Annotated in this window: 17 protein-coding genes and 1 pseudogene; 5 read left to right on the top strand and 13 right to left on the bottom strand. The window is 45.8% G+C overall.

What is annotated here, in order from left to right; translation table 11 throughout:
- Nucleotides 1-3 precede the first annotated feature (3 nt).
- The 6 genes and pseudogenes from FNW02_RS23865 to FNW02_RS23840 form a co-directional block, all read right to left on the bottom strand.
- Nucleotides 4-237 carry a tautomerase family protein gene (locus tag FNW02_RS23865; protein WP_191759973.1) on the bottom strand — a complete coding sequence of 78 codons (234 nt, stop codon included), beginning with the start codon at nt 235-237 and terminating at the stop codon, nt 4-6.
- A 20-nt stretch (nt 238-257) separates the two neighbouring features.
- Nucleotides 258-977, bottom strand: coding sequence for a carboxymuconolactone decarboxylase family protein (locus FNW02_RS23860; protein ID WP_191759972.1), 720 nt, complete (start codon nt 975-977; stop codon nt 258-260).
- Between the two features lie 13 nt (nt 978-990).
- The gene (locus tag FNW02_RS23855) at nt 991-1,515 is read right to left on the bottom strand and encodes a (R)-mandelonitrile lyase (RefSeq protein WP_225225864.1); all 525 of its coding nucleotides are present in this window, start codon (nt 1,513-1,515) and stop codon (nt 991-993) included.
- Nucleotides 1,516-1,567: 52 nt separating this feature from the next.
- Nucleotides 1,568-1,963 carry a putative quinol monooxygenase gene (locus tag FNW02_RS23850; protein WP_191759971.1) on the bottom strand — a complete coding sequence of 132 codons (396 nt, stop codon included), beginning with the start codon at nt 1,961-1,963 and terminating at the stop codon, nt 1,568-1,570.
- Between the two features lie 281 nt (nt 1,964-2,244).
- The gene (locus FNW02_RS23845) at nt 2,245-3,339 is read right to left on the bottom strand and encodes an alpha/beta hydrolase (protein WP_191759970.1); all 1,095 of its coding nucleotides are present in this window, start codon (nt 3,337-3,339) and stop codon (nt 2,245-2,247) included.
- A gap of 67 nt (nt 3,340-3,406) precedes the next feature.
- Nucleotides 3,407-4,172: pseudogene (locus FNW02_RS23840) on the bottom strand (SDR family oxidoreductase).
- 330 nt (nt 4,173-4,502) lie between these two features.
- Here FNW02_RS23840 and FNW02_RS23835 point away from each other — a divergent pair.
- A complete protein-coding gene (locus tag FNW02_RS23835; protein ID WP_191759969.1) occupies nt 4,503-5,453 on the top strand; it encodes an AraC family transcriptional regulator in 951 nt (316 codons plus the stop codon).
- A 306-nt stretch (nt 5,454-5,759) separates the two neighbouring features.
- Here FNW02_RS23835 and FNW02_RS40195 read toward each other — a convergent pair whose 3' ends face one another.
- The 3 genes from FNW02_RS40195 to FNW02_RS23820 form a co-directional block, all read right to left on the bottom strand.
- A complete protein-coding gene (locus tag FNW02_RS40195; protein WP_191760022.1) occupies nt 5,760-5,834 on the bottom strand; it encodes a DUF4058 family protein in 75 nt (24 codons plus the stop codon).
- A 68-nt stretch (nt 5,835-5,902) separates the two neighbouring features.
- The gene (locus tag FNW02_RS23825) at nt 5,903-6,439 is read right to left on the bottom strand and encodes an SH3 domain-containing protein (RefSeq protein WP_191759968.1); all 537 of its coding nucleotides are present in this window, start codon (nt 6,437-6,439) and stop codon (nt 5,903-5,905) included.
- Between the two features lie 262 nt (nt 6,440-6,701).
- Nucleotides 6,702-8,210 carry a UbiD family decarboxylase gene (locus FNW02_RS23820; protein ID WP_191759967.1) on the bottom strand — a complete coding sequence of 503 codons (1,509 nt, stop codon included), beginning with the start codon at nt 8,208-8,210 and terminating at the stop codon, nt 6,702-6,704.
- Nucleotides 8,211-8,996: 786 nt separating this feature from the next.
- Here FNW02_RS23820 and pstS point away from each other — a divergent pair.
- From pstS to pstB, 4 genes are all read left to right on the top strand, one after another.
- Nucleotides 8,997-10,040, top strand: coding sequence for a phosphate ABC transporter substrate-binding protein PstS (gene pstS, locus FNW02_RS23815; protein WP_191759966.1), 1,044 nt, complete (start codon nt 8,997-8,999; stop codon nt 10,038-10,040).
- 622 nt (nt 10,041-10,662) lie between these two features.
- Nucleotides 10,663-11,661 carry a phosphate ABC transporter permease subunit PstC gene (gene pstC / locus FNW02_RS23810; RefSeq protein ID WP_191759965.1) on the top strand — a complete coding sequence of 333 codons (999 nt, stop codon included), beginning with the start codon at nt 10,663-10,665 and terminating at the stop codon, nt 11,659-11,661.
- A 59-nt stretch (nt 11,662-11,720) separates the two neighbouring features.
- A complete protein-coding gene (gene pstA, locus FNW02_RS23805) occupies nt 11,721-12,599 on the top strand; it encodes a phosphate ABC transporter permease PstA (RefSeq protein WP_191759964.1) in 879 nt (292 codons plus the stop codon).
- A 33-nt stretch (nt 12,600-12,632) separates the two neighbouring features.
- Nucleotides 12,633-13,412 carry a phosphate ABC transporter ATP-binding protein PstB gene (pstB, locus tag FNW02_RS23800; protein ID WP_191759963.1) on the top strand — a complete coding sequence of 260 codons (780 nt, stop codon included), beginning with the start codon at nt 12,633-12,635 and terminating at the stop codon, nt 13,410-13,412.
- Between the two features lie 164 nt (nt 13,413-13,576).
- Here the strand turns inward: pstB and FNW02_RS23795 are convergent, their stop codons facing one another.
- The 4 genes from FNW02_RS23795 to FNW02_RS38905 all read right to left on the bottom strand — a co-directional run.
- On the bottom strand, nt 13,577-15,145 hold the full coding sequence (locus tag FNW02_RS23795; RefSeq protein ID WP_191759962.1) for a GMC oxidoreductase: 1,569 nt from the start codon (nt 15,143-15,145) through the stop codon (nt 13,577-13,579).
- A gap of 131 nt (nt 15,146-15,276) precedes the next feature.
- Nucleotides 15,277-15,681, bottom strand: a complete 405-nt coding sequence (gene psb27, locus FNW02_RS23790; RefSeq protein ID WP_191759961.1) for a photosystem II protein Psb27 — start codon at nt 15,679-15,681, stop codon at nt 15,277-15,279.
- A gap of 180 nt (nt 15,682-15,861) precedes the next feature.
- The gene (locus FNW02_RS23785; protein WP_191759960.1) at nt 15,862-16,146 is read right to left on the bottom strand and encodes a hypothetical protein; all 285 of its coding nucleotides are present in this window, start codon (nt 16,144-16,146) and stop codon (nt 15,862-15,864) included.
- A 51-nt stretch (nt 16,147-16,197) separates the two neighbouring features.
- Nucleotides 16,198-16,390: hypothetical protein (locus tag FNW02_RS38905; RefSeq protein ID WP_225225863.1), on the bottom strand; the 193-nt coding region annotated here is incomplete at its 5' end.

Genomic DNA, 16,390 nt, shown 5'->3' with positions numbered 1-16,390 from the left:
TTGCTATTGAAATGGGTTATATCCTGGCTGTTTGTACAGCTTCTCCGACTTGTTTAGAATGTCGGGTTCATAGACCTGCTCTGCCCAGTCCTCTGGTTTGATTTCTTCGATCGCTAACGAAACCGATTCTTCTCCACAATTGAGCAGTGAAATAACATCTTTTACAATTCGCTCGGCAAGCTGAACCTTCTGTTGTTCCGACCGACCGGGATAAAGCTTAACGCTGATATGAGGCATCGTTTTTCTCTTTCAGTTCCTTACTGATTGCTTAAAACCTTATTCAATACTTCAGCAGCATTATCGGCTTCAAGCTTGCCAACTTTGGACTTGAGAACAGAGACGAGACTGTTCATCTGTGCCTCGGTGAGTCCGGTATTCATGCCGACTCTGAAATGCGATCGCAGTTGAGCGTTAACCCCTTTGAGGCTGGCAAGCGCTGCGATCGTTGCAATTTCCCTACTTTGAAAGTCCAGGGTGTCACGCCCGAAAATATCCCCAAACAAGTGACTCTTTAAAAACTGATCAATGACAGGAGCAAACGTATAAACTTCCCCGGTGACTGGACCTTTTATTAGGCGCGTCTGAATCTCTGTTCCAAGCTCGATCAAACTTTTATTAGTTGGAAGGGGGCTTGCTTCCCTGCCCACTACGTCCTTAATCCCCCTTGCTTGGCGCTCTTTCAGCACACTCATGTAAGCGTTAAGCGCGTTTAGACTACGCGGGAATCCTGCATAAGCATACAGTTGAACCAAAACCTCCTTGATCTCATTCACGGTCAAGCCAGCATTAAGCCCTCCGCTCAGAGCGGGAGCTAGATTCTCCATATCGCCGCTGGCGGTAAAGGCGGCAATGGTGACAATGCTTTGTTGCCGTGCGTTTAAGCTTTGCTCGTTGTTCATTGTTTGCGCCTCCGACACAAATGAAAGGCTAACTATCATTGCAGATACCAGTGCCAAGAACACAGTGAGCTTTTTCATCAGGCTTAACCCCTTATCTGTCGTTGTACTGCTCGTCGCTGACCTTCTCCATCCATTCAACGTTCTTACCGTCGAGCGTCTCCTGAATGGCAATGTGCGTCAGTCGGCTGGTTGTCGTGGCACCGTGCCAGTGCTTCACACCGGGCGGTGTCCATACAACATCCCCTTGCCTGATTTCCTGCTTTTCACCGCCCTCTTGCTGCACCCAGCCTGTGCCGACCGTCACGATCAGGGTCTGACCGAGCGGATGAGTATGCCATGCGGAGCGTGCGCCCGGTTCAAACGTGACGCTGCCGCCAGATGTCCGCGACGGAGAGTTTACGGGGAACAGAGGCTCGACGCTCACGTTGCCGGTGAAATTCGCCTCCGATCCTCTGCTGGGCATCCGCGAACCGCTTCGCGTGATGGTCATCTGCTGCGATCGATTCTGAACGATCACGATCGCAGCCGGGATAATTCCTTCACGGGTCTTCTGAGCGGATGCTACGGCAAACAAGGAAAGCATCACTACCGAAGCGGCGAAGAGTTTGATTTTCATGGTTTTTTCCTGCGTATTTTGTTTTTCACTCTTTGACCTCTTCAGCTCGAATTCACTTCGCGCCGAGCAAAACGGGATCGGTCTCGACAAGTTCGAGGGACTTGACCATTTCCTGGGTATTGGTCTTGTATTTTTTGAAATGAGGCGATTCGATGTGCGCTTTGTACGCATCCACATCAGCATACGTCTCAAGAATTCTGATGCTGGTGGGGCTATCCTTTAGAGATACGGCGTATAAGGTCAGCACCCCCGGCTCCAGGCGAATGGAAGCCTCGATTTCCTCCCTAAGCTCAACTTTATAGTTTTCTAACTGAGCTGGATCAATTTCAATTACCGATAGCCGTACCATGCGTCCTTGGGCCTGTTCAGCAGGGGCACGCCCGCACGCGCATAACAGACATAACATCAGCACCAATGCACCAAGGATTGGAAATCGTCTAGCTTTCATGTTGACCTCCTGGTCGGTTGTTGAAGAAGCATATGCAGTGCTGTTGGGTGAGGCTCCGTGCCAATGCTATACTTCAATGAATGAGTAGTTTCCAGCTTAGACACGATCACGCCTCAAGTGTATAGGTCAAATCCCTTTACTGTTTCAGTTCCTTTCTGCATCGACAATCTTTTGATTTGGGCGATTTGAGTGATAGCTTGTTAGCTCTTCACGTTTCTTTGTTGTTTTCGATTTCCTGAATACCAATTGCTCTTGTACTTGCCAGTTACTCGCTTGCTCGCTTATGCGAGATGCTGATTGAAGAAGGACTGAAGCTTGTCCCAGGGGATGAGGTTCACCCGATCGTACAGGTCTACGTGCCCGGCGCCCGGAACGAGATAGAGTTCCTTCGGTTCTGATGCTTTCTTGAAGGCGTGCTCACTGAAGATGCGTGAATGTGCATGGTCTCCCGTGATAAACAGAACTGGACGCGGGGAGATCCAGTCAAGATGCTCAAATGACCAAAATAGCATCATAGGAGCAGCGCTTGTGAGTGACATTGCCGTTGTCGATCGCGGATGCTGACCTCTCGGCGTGCGATAGTAGCCGTAGAACTCTTTATCAATCGCCGATGAACTCTCAGTGATTGCTTTGGGTGTTCCAATAGCCATCGCCCTTTCTGCGCCATCGACCTCAGCCCAGCGTTGCGCCGCAATTTTCTCCAGGGACTTTTTGAGCGCGGCTTTGTCCAGGGTCTCTGCCAAGCCCTGCCGTTGTCCTTGACCGATATCGTACATACTGACCGTGGCAACCGCCTTGATGCGGGGGTCGATTTCGGCAGCAGCCAACCCAAAGCCACCGCTGCCGCAAACGCCGATGACACCAATGCGGTTACGATCCACTTGAGGGCGAGTGCCGAGGAAGTCCACGGCGGCGCTGAAGTCCTCGACGAACGCTTCAGGAGAAGCGATAGAATGCGGTTGACCGCTGCTCTCACCGTTATAGGATGCGTCGTGAGCCAAGGTGATGAAGCCGCGTTCAGCCATCGTCTGGGCATAGAGACCGGAAGTCTGTTCCTTCACTCCGCCGTACGGATGACCGACTACGAGGGCAGGATGCCGATGAGAGCGATCAAGATTCTTCGGGATATACAGGTCTGCGACTAGAGTAATTCCCAGACGGTTGGAGAAAGAGACCTTTTGGTGCTCCACCCGGTTACTCTTGGGGAAGGTCTTGTCCCAATCTGCAGTTTGTTTCGGGGATGCTCCCTGCCCGAAAGTTGGGGTATTAAAGGTGGACATCAGACCCGGAACTGCGGCACTCACGCCGACCAACAAGATGTTCCGCCGACTGATGCCCAAGTTAGCCCGCTTAGTAATGTTTTTGATATGTTTCATGATGACTTACTTCTTGTCTGCTCGAATCGCGTTTGCGTCCCGCGCCAGCTTGGACGGGCGAATATCTCTACACTGTTTGACCGCCATCGACGACTAGGGCGTGCCCGATGGCGAAGGAGGACGCATCCGAACACAGCCAGACGACAGCATTGGCAATCTCTTCGGGCTGCCCCATCCTGCCAATTGGCTCCTGCGAGATCACCTGTTCTCGTCCTTCGGGAGTACCGCCGCTGAAGCGATCCATCATCGGGGTGTCGATGATTCCAGGGCACACGGCATTGATGCAGATGTTCTGCGAGGCGTAGTCGAGAGCCGTCGCCCTCGTCAGTCCGACCACGCCGTGCTTTGCAGCTACGTAAGCAGCTTCACTTTTGAAGCCTTTGACCCCAGCACTTGAAGAGGTGTTCACGATCGCGCCGCCCCCTTGCTTGAGCATCAGCGGGATTTCGTGCTTCAGGCACAGAAAAACGCTACGCAGGTCAGTGTCTACGATCCGATCCCACTCTTCCTCTTCGATTTCCGCTGTTGCTGCATTCTTCTGCTCCACACCGGCGTTGTTAAAGGCAAAGTCCAGCCGCCCGAAGGTTTCGATGGTCTTGTCCAGAGCTGCCTTCACGTCCTCGGTTCGCGTCACGTCGCATTTGACGGCGATCGCGCGATCGCCGAGTTCTTCGATCAGACGCGCCGTTTCTTGATTGCCCTGTTCGGAAGGCGACCACCACATCAGCGCCCTCACGGGCAAACGCCAGCGCTGTAGCTCGACCGATGCCGCTCGCTGCTCCGGTCACAAACGCGACCTTTCCTGTGTAGTTTCCATTCTCGTTCGTTGTCATTTTTTAATGTCCATTTCTTTCAATTCCTTCACTTAATGCCATTAGGGTGGCTGTCCCCATCGTAGAGATTGGGCACTTAGCGCCTGCTCTATTGGTAGGGATGGATTTTTTAAGAAGCAAGGTTATCAGTAGGCGAGTCTGTTGCCCAATCAAAACTGAGTTTTTTCTTAAATAAAAGTCCAGAATGCTTACAAAAGACGAAATCATTTTTCATTGCTTTAAATTCATTTTAAGAATCCTGAAGGGCAAGTAATATGACGATCGTCTAAGATTGTTGTACAATCCTGCAAACTTAGAAATAAACGCTGCCAAAAGAGTGAAAAGTCCAATATGGATTTAATGAACGACCAGCAGGCAAAGCGCGAGGCAGACAGAGCGCAAGCCAATAGAGATGAACTGACTGAGCGTATTGCACAGGCTATTCGTCATGATGGGACGATTGAGCCGCTGAAGGGATTGCACTTCAATCGCTCCTCCTCGCCTGCGGAATGCGTTTATGGTGTCTCTGTTCCTGCCTTTTGTGTGATTGCTCAAGGCAGCAAAGAAGTTCTTCTGGGCAGCGATCGCTATCAGTACGACCCGATGCATTATCTACTTGCTACGGTTGAACTGCCGATTGTCAGCCAAATTCTTGAAGCGTCCAAGGAGCAACCGTACCTTAGCCTTCGCCTCGATCTCGACCCCACCCTCGTCAGCTCAGTGATGGTCGAGGCAGGTCATCCCTCATCGCGCAGCCGTGCTGATGTGAAAGCGATTGACGTAAGTCCGTTGGATGCAAATCTGTTGGACGCTGTGATGCGGCTCGTCAGGCTTCTAGATTCCTCTACTGAAGCTTATGTTCTCGCACCAATGATTAAGCGGGAAATCATTTACCGACTCCTGATGGGAGAGCAAGGTAATCGGCTCCGTCATATTGCAGTTCTGGGTGGCTACACCCACCACATCGCTCTTGCCGTCGAGCGACTTCGTAAAAACTTTAAGGAGCCGATAAAGATTGAAAGCATCGCACGAGAGCTTGGAATGAGTATCTCAGGCTTTCACCATCACTTCAAGTCTGGAACTGCAATGAGTCCCTTGCAGTTCCAGAAGCAACTGCGGCTCCAGGAGGCTCGCCGTCTGATGCTGGGGCAAAACCTTGATGCTACCAGTGCTGCTTACCGTGTGGGGTACGACGATGCCTCGCACTTCAACCGGGAGTACAAGCGGCTGTTTGGTGCACCACCGATGCGCGATGTGGAGCGGCTGCGAGAAGCTACTAGGGAGACCGCTAGTTCAATATGATCTCTTCAAGACGCCCAGCATCTTGCCAGAAATCGCTAAAACATTGTGGAGACATCTCTGTGTAGCGAACCGTATGCTGAATGTTCTGTCCCATTTATGATGGTTGGCATCTCTTGTTTCGACTTTACAAATACTGATTTTTAGAGCAGTTTTGCGAATCAACTGTCCCATTTATAAATGATGATGGGACATCTGGCTTGCTCGCCATGCTCACATCAATAAACCTCTTGCATAAGTCGAGATTTGTTAAATTTAACTACAGATAAACCACAGATGAACACCGATGTTTATCTGTTCATCTGTGGTTTACTTTGGTCTTATTCCGAGCCATAATTCAGGATCTTCTAAATATGGATTCATTCCTGGAAATGGGGAAGGCATACAAATACCTCAAAACCAAATTTTTGATTTCCTTAACTCTCTTTTTTTGTGGTGTGGGTGATGTAACTCTAAGAACAACTAGTAAGGGCAGCACCACATTGATCTTCCCTTGCCAACCAACCCTTGACACCTTGATATTCTACCCGTGCCCAATCTCCCTGACAGCCTAACAATTTGATATTCACACCAGCGGGAATTTTTCCCACTTTTCGGCTTTGCTGATTAGCATTAGCGTAAATGTCTACGCCATTGGTAGCATAGCCCCGCGATGATATGCCTAAGTTTTGCACAAAAACCCACCCAGTTCCTTGAAAACCATCGCTAGCGTTAGTAATCTGTACCCATTTCCCCAAGGCTGCAACAATCTGAACTGTTCCATGAATAGGTATTTGCCCCAGAATTCTGTTTCTGGCACTTGCACCACTCCGCACATTTAAACCTTGTAGATCTGTGTCAGTGACGTAGGCAAGAATATCGCACTTATTTTCATTAGTTAATTTTGCTAAAACAACTTGATTGGCTATACCAGTATTGATAACGCTAATACAACTTAGTCCTAATACTATCGCTAGCTCTGATGGTGAGTGCTTCCCATTTTTCGTCATATTCTCTTTCTTTTCCTGGTATCAGTACCTAAGACTGCGGTCTTATTTGTACCTCACATCATACCTGAAAAAATAGAGTTAATTGATAATACAAAAAGGCTTCATTGTTTCAGAGCTTTTTCTGATAATAAAAGAAAAATTTATATCAAACTAGATTATTCAGATTTTTCTTTCTGAGATTTTATTATTTTGTCAGTTTGACTAATGAAAATCAGCCAAACTGATAGCTAGTGGAGATTTTTATTGGTTCCAATCCAACACTTTACTTCATATCGTAGCCAAACAGATTTGGGTCAACTTCTCCTAACTGTAAGTCAGCCAAACCATATTCTGCCCATCGCCTCTCTACCATCGCCGCTACATTTGGATCTGACTCTAAAGGCGCACCCCACTCATGTTCTGTTTCTGGGGGAATCTTTGTGGTAGCATCAATTCCCATCCGTCCACCTAAACCAATCTTTTCACTAGCAAAATCCAGAGTATCAAAGGGTGTATTTGGCAAAATAAACACATCTCGTGTGGGGTCAACTTTGGAACTAATCGCCCACACTACCTGACGCGGATCACGAATATTTATGTCTTTATCTACAACAATGACAAACTTCGTGTATGTGAATTGTGGTAAAGCACTCCAAAATGCTAAAGCCGCCCGTCGCGCTTGTCCGGGATATGCTTTATCAATGGAAATAATTGCAGCTTTGTAACTCAAAGCTTCCATTGGTAAGAAAAAATCAACAATTTCTGATACTTGTTGCCGCAGAATAGGGGTATAGATGCGATTGAGCGCGATCGCCATCATCGCTTCTTCTTTGGGTGGACGACCGCTAAATGTTGTTAAGTAAATCGGATCTTTGCGATGCGTCATACATTGGAAGCGAACCAATGGCGAATCTTCTACACCACCGTAATAACCCATGTGGTCGCCAAAAGGCCCATCTGGTAAAACTTCCCCTGGTGTAATCGTTCCTTCTAAAACAAATTCCGAATCTGCGGGAACTTCCAAATCTACGGTTTTGCACTTCGCTAACTGCACACCCGAACCGCCGTAAAGTCCTGCAAATAGCCATTCTGATAAATCTACAGGTATGGGCGTAGCAGCTGCCATGATAATTAGAGGATCAACGCCGAGTGCGATCGCTACTTCTAATTTTTTCCCGCGTTCGGCCGCTTTTCGCAAATGCCTTGCCCCACCCCGCACCGATAGCCAATGAACCGTCATTGTATTCTGTGATTGCAGTTGTAAGCGATACACACCTACATTTGGCGTACCTGTCTCGCAATCTTTGGTAATCACTAACCCCAGCGTGATAATCTTGCCCGCATCACCGATATAAGGGCGTATTAAAGGCAGCTGATGCAAATCTACATCATTACCTTGAATTATCACTTGTTGACAAGCGGGGAAAAAGTCCCGTCCTGGTTTCGCCTTAACTACATCAAATAGCACCTTACCAAAATCTATTGCCTGGGAAATCTTCTTCGGTGGTTTCGGTTGTTGCAGCATACTCAGCTTTTTACCCAGAGTTTCCAACTCTTCTGGATGCTGCATATTCATCGCCCAGCAAATTCTTTCCACGGTTCCCATTAAATTCACCGCCACAGGGAAAGAAGCGCCTTTGACATTTTCAAACAACAACCCTGGGCCACCTTTTTGTAGCATCCGGTTGGAAATCTCAGCAATTTCTAAATCTGGATCAACTAAAGCTGAAATCCGCTGTAATTGACCTTTTTGTTCTAGAATTTTGATGAATCCTCGCAAATCTCTTGCCATTGTTCTAAAAAAATTGAATATTTAAGAAGTGTAAAGCGCTTTCTTATATTATTAGTCATTTGTCATTTGTTAAGAGTCTAGAGGAGCTACTGCGTTGGACGGGTTTTCCATCTTAAAGCAAGTGGCGTTCAAGAGTCGGTATTAATTCCTTTTGTCCTTCTTATCCCCTCTGCCCCTACGCTCCTCTGCTCTCCCTGCCCTCTTCCTTCACAATCTGGGAAATTGTTAGCTTTAACTGCAACTTAATCTATTTATTTATTTTTCTTAACCATGTTTTACAAATAATTTGGTTATCCTAACCTGGGATAGAGATTATTTATGATAAATAAGCGCTAACCTGCTCAAACATGGCCAGAATAAACTATACCTTCCTGGCAGGCAGCCTTGTTATGTGGCTCCTGCCAGTTTTTTTAGCTTTTTATAAATTTTTGGAAGTGTGCGATCGCTTAAGTAATTAACCAACCAAGCCTAGTTGGTGTTTTCGTTTCTAACTATAAAAAATAAATTATATAAAACTCAAAATAGCAAACTATATTGTATTGATAATTTTTATAATCTTTAGTTAAAACTTATTCAGAAAATATTAGTTTTTGAATGAATAATTTATTTATATTCAATATGCTTTGATATCAATTTAAGCATAATATATGTCTTTGTTACAATTAAAAGTTAAAAATATTTTAATTATTTGTTTACCTGCCGTTAAATTGCCTTTAACCATAGAAAATGTAATTTATTTCAAGGCTGTAATTACAACAGTAAAATCTTTCTTTAATACGAGGTAATATGATTTTTTCAACTGCCATTTTAAGTCGTGTAGTTACTACTTCAGTAGTGACATCTGCTATTGCACTTAGCCCGATTTTTACTGCGATCGCTCAAGCTGAAACATTGAATGGTGCAGGAGCAACTTTTCCGGCTCCGCTCTACGAACGGTATGCTCGTGAAGTTAGGAAAAAACATTCCGACTTAAAAATTAATTACCAAGCAATTGGTAGTGGTGGCGGTATTCGTCAAGTCATTGCTGGAACTGTTGACTTTGGCGGTAGTGATGCCGCCATGAAAGATGAGGAAATTGCTAAAGTCAAAAATGGTGCAATCTTAGTACCCACAGCAGGCGGTGCTGTTTCTGTTGTTTATAATCTTCCAGGTGTTAACAGTCTTAGATTGTCTCGCGCCACGCTTCCAGCAATTTACTCTGGTCAAATTACTAACTGGAATGACGCCAAAATCAAAGCTGATAATCCTGGTGTAAATCTACCAAATCAACCAATTAAATTTGCTGTTCGTGCTGATAGTAGCGGTACAACTTTCATTTTCACCAATCATTTGAGTGCCATCAGTTCTTATTTTAAAGGGAGAATTGGGGCTAACACTGCTCCTAAATGGACATTACCAAATGTCCTCAAAGGTAAAGGTAATCCTGGCGTAGCTGCCTTAGTATCTCGTACTCCCGGCTCAATTGGTTATGTTGAATATGCCTACGCTACTCAAAACAAATTGAAATCAGCGCTAATACAAAACAAGCAAGGAGAATTTGTTGCTCCTTCTTTAGAATCTGCAAACGCAGCTTTATCAGCTGTGACGTTTCCAGATAACTATCGCGTTTTTGTAGGAGATCCAGGACAAGGTTATCCTATCGTAGGTCTTACTTGGATGATGATTTACAAGCAGTATGCTAATGCTTCTAAAGCTGAAGCTGTCAAGAAATGGATTAATTGGGTGCTGACAGATGGTCAACAATATAACGATGACCTCAGCTACACTAAGATTCCATCTAATGTGGCAAACCGAGTACTTCAGACAGTAAATAGCACTGTTAAGCCTTAATTTGTCATCTGACTAATTTTCTTGATTAATAAGGCTTGCCATTACCCAGATATTTTTAGGACTTACGCACTGAAGGCTGAAACCTAGATCCCCCCTAGCCCACGCCAGTCGCTCATGGGGAGCCACCCCAAGGCGGAGGTTGCCGACGCTCGTTCGCGCAGCGTGTCGCAGACAAGACTCGCTCTCAGCGTTGGCGCAGCCTCAAAGTAGAGAAGCCATGCCGTAAAGCCTGCGGCATGGCTTCGCTTAAGGCGAAGCCTCTCGTTCACGAAGTGTCTCCGATAGGAGAAGAGAAGGCTTTACGCTGCGCTATCCGTTGTGGGGAGTGGCGTGGAAACCCCCTTGGCGCAGCCTCAAAGTAGAGAAGACCGCGCTGGCTCCCCTTCAAAAGGGGGGAATTTATAAAGCCCCCTTTTGAAGGGGGTTGGGGGATCTGAGTGCGTAAGTTCTGATTTTTAATCTCTGGCTTCGTTGTTTATTCTGCCTTGGAATTGATTCCAAGGCGGGATGACAGTCAGCATGATATTTTGACTGTTATAAAAATGTGCGTAATGGCAAGGCTTGATATGGTGTGAGATTTCTCCACCCTACTCGCATACAAAAAGACTATATTTCTAATGTAATGACATCATCAGAACCAACCAAAAATAATTTATCAATTCAACAGAATTCAGCTGATGAAAATCTTGATTTGACAGCCACAAGTAGAACAGATTTCTGGTTTGACCAAGGTTTTAAACAGCTTGTGTACCTTTTTACCGTAATTACTGTTGCGGTGCTATTTGCAATGAGTTGGGTAATTTTACGCGAAGCTCAGCCAGCCATTATGCAGTTTGGACTTGGGTTTTTGTGGGGTCAAGATTGGGATACAGGTAATCAGATTTTTGGTGCTTTACCTTATATTTATGGAACTTTAGTAAGTAGCGCGATCGCTATTTTATTTGCTGTACCAGTGGGAATTGCCGTCGCCTTAGTCACTAGTGAAAATTTCTTACCTTTATCGATACGAACAACTTTAGCATTTGTTGTTGAATTAATTGCAGCAATTCCCAGTGTGATCATTGGTTTATGGGCTATTTTTGTCTTTATTCCGGTTTTAGAACCTCTGCAAAAGTGGCTAGCGATCGTTTTCAAATGGATACCACTATTTAATACAGTAGATCCTGTTGGAACAAATATGTTAACTGCTGGCATTATTCTAGCTATTATGATTTTGCCAACAATGGCAGCAATTACTCGTGAAGTATTGCTAGCTATACCTAAAGAATTACGCAGCGCATCTATGGCTTTGGGTGGTACACGCTGGGAAACAATTTTTCGGGTCTTGCTACCATCTGGGTTTTCTGGAATTATGAGTGCAATAATGCTCGCTCTCGGACGTGCTTTGGGCGAAACAATGGCTGTGACTATGGTGATTGGTAACTCTGCTCAAATCAGTCTATCTTTACTTGATCCGGCTTATACAATTCCCTCTGTATTAGCCAATGAATTTGCAGAAGCCGAACCAGGATTACATATTGGCGCTTTAAGTTATTTAGGATTAATTTTGTTTGGGTTAACTCTAGCAGTAAATATTGGTGCAGTGTTATTAGTGCAGTGGTTTGCTAGGAAAAATAAATAAGACATTGAACTAGATCATATCTCAATTAAGAAGCTTAAATATCATCAAATTTCAAAAAAATGAGTGGTTATATCCAGCCTGAAAGCAAAAAAATAGCAACAGAATTATGTAGTCCTTTACCAACAAGGCGACTATTGTTTACCTATGCAATGAATGCGATCGCCTTTGTTTTTACAGGTCTAGCACTTGTTCCTTTGCTATCACTTTTATGGGAAATCGTTGTGCGAGGAATATCTGGACTCAATCCAGAAATGTTTGTCAAAACAGTAATTGATAATGGGTTTGCTAATGCCATCCTTGGTACAATTACAATGGTGCTAATTGGTGCATTATTAAGCATTCCCACAGGGATAATGACGGGAATTTTTTTGGCAGAATTTAATCAAACTAACCCAACTATTGGTTTTGTTCGTTTTATTACTAAGATTTTTACAGGTGTGCCTTCGATTGTTGTGGGTATATTCGCCTACGGTGTGATTGTTTTAGTAACTAAAGGATTTAGTGCGATCGCAGGTGGCTTTGCTTTAGCCGTCATTATGCTACCCGTTATCGTACTCACAACAGAAGAATCCTTAAAACTCATTCCCACTACTCAACGCCTCGCCTCCGCTGCTTTAGGAGGAACTAGCTTACAAACTACTTTTCGTATAGTTTTTACTGCTGCAATCCCTGGGATTACTACAGGCATTTTATTGGCTGTAGCTCGTGCAGCTGGTGAAACAGCACCTCTGATTTTTACTGCTTTGTTTAGTCTAGATTGGTCAGAAGGATTGTTAAGTCCAACAGCTTCCTTACCAGTCTTGATTTTTAACCTCTACAACGACCCCGACCCGCAAAAAAATCAATTGGTCTGGACTACTTCCATAGTTCTACTCAGCTTAGTTTTGTGTGTCAGTATTGCCTCTCGTTTAGTTCTTAGCAAGAGAGAGACAAAGTAAAACTCAATTTTTGTTTCACACCTTTGGTTAAGTATGAGTAACCTAATTCCAGCTATCAAAGTTAAAAACCTGAGCTTTTATTACAGCACTTCCAAAGCAATTGAAGCAATATCAATGGATATTTATCAAAACCACATAACAGCAATTATTGGGCCGAGTGGTTGTGGTAAATCTACGTTCATCAAAACCCTTAATCGCATTAGTGAATTAGAAGGGCCTGTGAAAGTTGAAGGGTGCGTAGAATTTTTTGGTCAGAATATTTATGACCCTCGGATCAACTCAAATAAGCTACGCCGCCAAATTGGCATGGTGTTCCAAAAGCCAAATCCTTTCACCATGAGCATTTACGAAAATGTTGCCTACGGTGTGAAAATAGCCATGAGGCGTCCCCAGGCAGAGTTTGATGAGATTGTCGAATCTGCCTTGAAAGACGCTGCTCTTTGGGATGAGGTGAAAGATAAACTGAATAAATCCGCTTTGGGGCTTTCTGGCGGTCAACAACAGCGACTATGCATTGCTCGTGCTTTAGCAGTCAAACCCAAAATTCTCTTAATGGATGAGCCTTGCTCGGCTCTTGACCCGATTGCGACGATGAAAGTTGAGGAGCTTCTCCATAGTTTGCGATCGCAATTAACGATCGCGATCGTTACTCACAATATGCAGCAAGCCGCTCGCATATCAGATTTCACGGCTTTTTTCAGCACCGATGAAAGTCGTATCGGTCAAATGGTTGAATTTGGTGCTACAGAGCAAATATTTAACAATCCACTCGATCCCCGTACCCGCGACTACATTTCAGGGCGTTTCGGTTAAAATACTTAAACAGTAAACAGTAAACAGTAAACAGTAAACAGTAAACAATTATTCAGACAAGATAATTGGGTTTAAGGAGAACCACTATATTAGCAATCCTAATAACCCAAAGCCGATGAGTGGCAGGTGCTATCTGGCGGGTTGAAATCCCCCACCATCCTCCGTCAGAACTGATTACTGTTGACTGTTGACTGTTGACTGTTGACACAGGCAAGTTTTGTTGCCGATGTTGGTATTACCTGGAGTAGATGCTGAGCGAGGCGGCGTGCGAGTGCCAGGATTGTGAAGGTGGGTGAGTACGACGGGCCGGTCGGAAACACTGCCGAACTAGCGACATAGAGATTGCCGATACCGAACACTCGACAATTCGTATCAACGACACCCTCTTCGGGTCTACTGGCCATACGAGTAGTACCCATTTGGTGGGCTGCGTCGGTCATGGTCTCCAAACGCGGCGGATCGTTCCCGAAGTCAAAGGTTCCGATTCCGATTTTTGCGAATCTCTGCGTCAAGAGTTGGAGGGTCTTCACCATCGAACGCCGATCCTGGTCGGTGAAGCACCAGTCAACCTCCAGCTTTCGTTGGCCTAGTGCGTCGCATTCTGTTCCAAGCTTAATGCGACTGCCCTCATGTGGAACCTGCTCGGTAACAAATTTGACTCGATAAGCGGCGATTGAACCATTACCGTCCCGGCAGGCAGGACGGCGCTGCAAGGTTCGCCACAAGCGATCTATTGACTTCTCGTAGATCGGCTTCAGGTACAAGACATGCTCAAGCAGTTCTTGCTCTCGCTGGGTTGCGTCGTCAAGCGCAAAGCACACACAGAAACGTGGCTTTGGGGCGTATTGCAGTTCGTGGGCAAATTGTTGAGCTAAAGGCCCTGGCTGTAGTGTTCCGGTATGGTGTTTAGGATGGTCAGTATAAAAACGACCGACGAGGCCGTGTGCATTGCCGATTCCATCAGGGAGTTGACGGTTGGAGGCTAGTAGAAGGCGCGCGGTTTCAAACGCCCCGGTCGCTAGGATAATTACTTCGCCTTCAACGATAAGTTCTCGGCCTTCGAGTGAGCGGCAAGCGACTGCGGTCACATGTTGACAGGAAGCGTCGAGTCTTAACTCAGTTGCGGTTGTGCCAAGCACGACATGCAAGTTTTTTGAGCGGCGCATCTCTTCACCAAAGCGTACCGCCGTGCGCGTGGGTGTCTGCTCCCAGTAGAAGCTGCTCATTTTCAAACCGCCTGCGGCGAGCTTTGCGCGAAGAGACGTAATTTGAGGACGTATAGCTTCTGCCTCTAAATCACCGAAACCGTAATCTTTTGCCGCCGAACGGTAGTGCTCCAAGAGATCAGCAAAGTGTATTGGCCAACGACTATTAGCAATCCAAGGTCTACCCTCGAAATCCAAGGGCTGTAGATATTTCCACTTACCTGTCCAGACGTTACTTGTGCCACCGAATTGACGCACACGACTGACTCCGCGTAGTTCGGGTGGTAGGTATCGATGGTAGTAAGAGTCTGGATCTAGTTCGCGATGGCGTTTGCCAAGAAAGATCACATCGTTCAATGCCTGGATCGATGGATCGAATTGATCGCGCCCGCTTTCAACAAGCACCACCTCTCGACCATGACGTGCAAGGTGCGTTGCTACTTCGGCACCCGCAATCCCGGAGCCGAGTACAACCACCTGCCCCCGCAGCTTAGTTTGTTCACCCATATCGAGAATATCGGTGATCATTATGACCTCCAATCTACGTAGAGTGTCTAACAGAATTCTTTCGTATAATATAATGCCCTGGGCCCAATGCTCAAAAACTCCATCCCTTTGTGGGTGGAGTTTTTACTTTTTGACGGTAGGTTGGCGAATAGTTAAGCGCCACGCTTCAGTGCCGTCTCTACCTGCTGTAACTCCTTCTCTAAACGATTCTTGAGCTTTTGTGGTACAGGACGATTTGGGTAAGAACTGTAGTGTCCAGCTAGGGAGTTGAGAGCTGTTCGCATGGTTGTAAAAGAGCCAAGACCAGAAACAGAGTTAACCCGCTGGTAGCGAGCTGAAAAGTCATTAATTTTTTGACGCGCTTCTGCTTGAATTGCTGCTTTGTTTTGTGAGTCTTCTGATAAATCTAGGGCTTGCCTCATGGAATTGACTACAGCTAAGGTGTCTTGGCGATAATCCCCTGTTAAACTATCTGGACTACCAGAACACCCTATTAAGCCGATGGCTAAAACCAAAACCAGTGCAAGCAGACGCGACCAATAGCGCTTCATATGCATTAAGTGAAATACTACGCAAATCAACGTCAATAGTATCCTGGATTGGTATCTTGGGGATCAATTCAGTGCTGAGTGAAAAGTTAGAAGTTATGACTCATAACTTCCTGTTGACTCTGCCTGGACTAAAGTCACAGGTGCGACTCGTTCGCTAGAAACCAATACTAGCAATAGATTGGGGGATTAGCGGCAAGGAGCCACAGGAACGAAAGTTCCGTCGAACCTTGACAAATCAATGTTCGTGTCAGTGAAATTCTGACCCCTTGTGGTGACAAGGTGAAGCACATCCCCATCTGGTGACTGATTCTCAAAGGATGAAGCGGGATGGAATGGAGGTATCTGATAGCCTACATCGGAAATCCCTTCTAGCACAGTTAGGTATGGGTAGGAAAACGAATCTGCGCTTAACTCTTCGTCATTAGGAACAAGCCAAATTCTTATGGCTTTAGACCCGGACGTTCCGCCCATGATGCGGTCGAGGCAATTTTCACGGCAATCGCTCAGAAATCTAAGTACGTCTTAGATGCCGACATTGCCCAATGCGTGCGCCGTGACAGTTAACGCGGTATCCCCAACTAAGTTGGGAAAGACTAAGAAGAATGTCTTTAAGTCAACCAACTTACCTGGAGTCGAAAGACAAAAGGGACAACAGCATGTTGGTAAAGCCGGAAATAGAGAGAAGGCGTTAAAACTAGAGTCCGGCAAGACTTGT

This window comes from Komarekiella delphini-convector SJRDD-AB1, assembly GCF_014831675.1.
Classification (GTDB): domain Bacteria; phylum Cyanobacteriota; class Cyanobacteriia; order Cyanobacteriales; family Nostocaceae; genus Komarekiella.
Note: the sequence above shows the minus strand (reverse complement) of the source record. Positions and strands in the feature narration are given on the sequence as shown.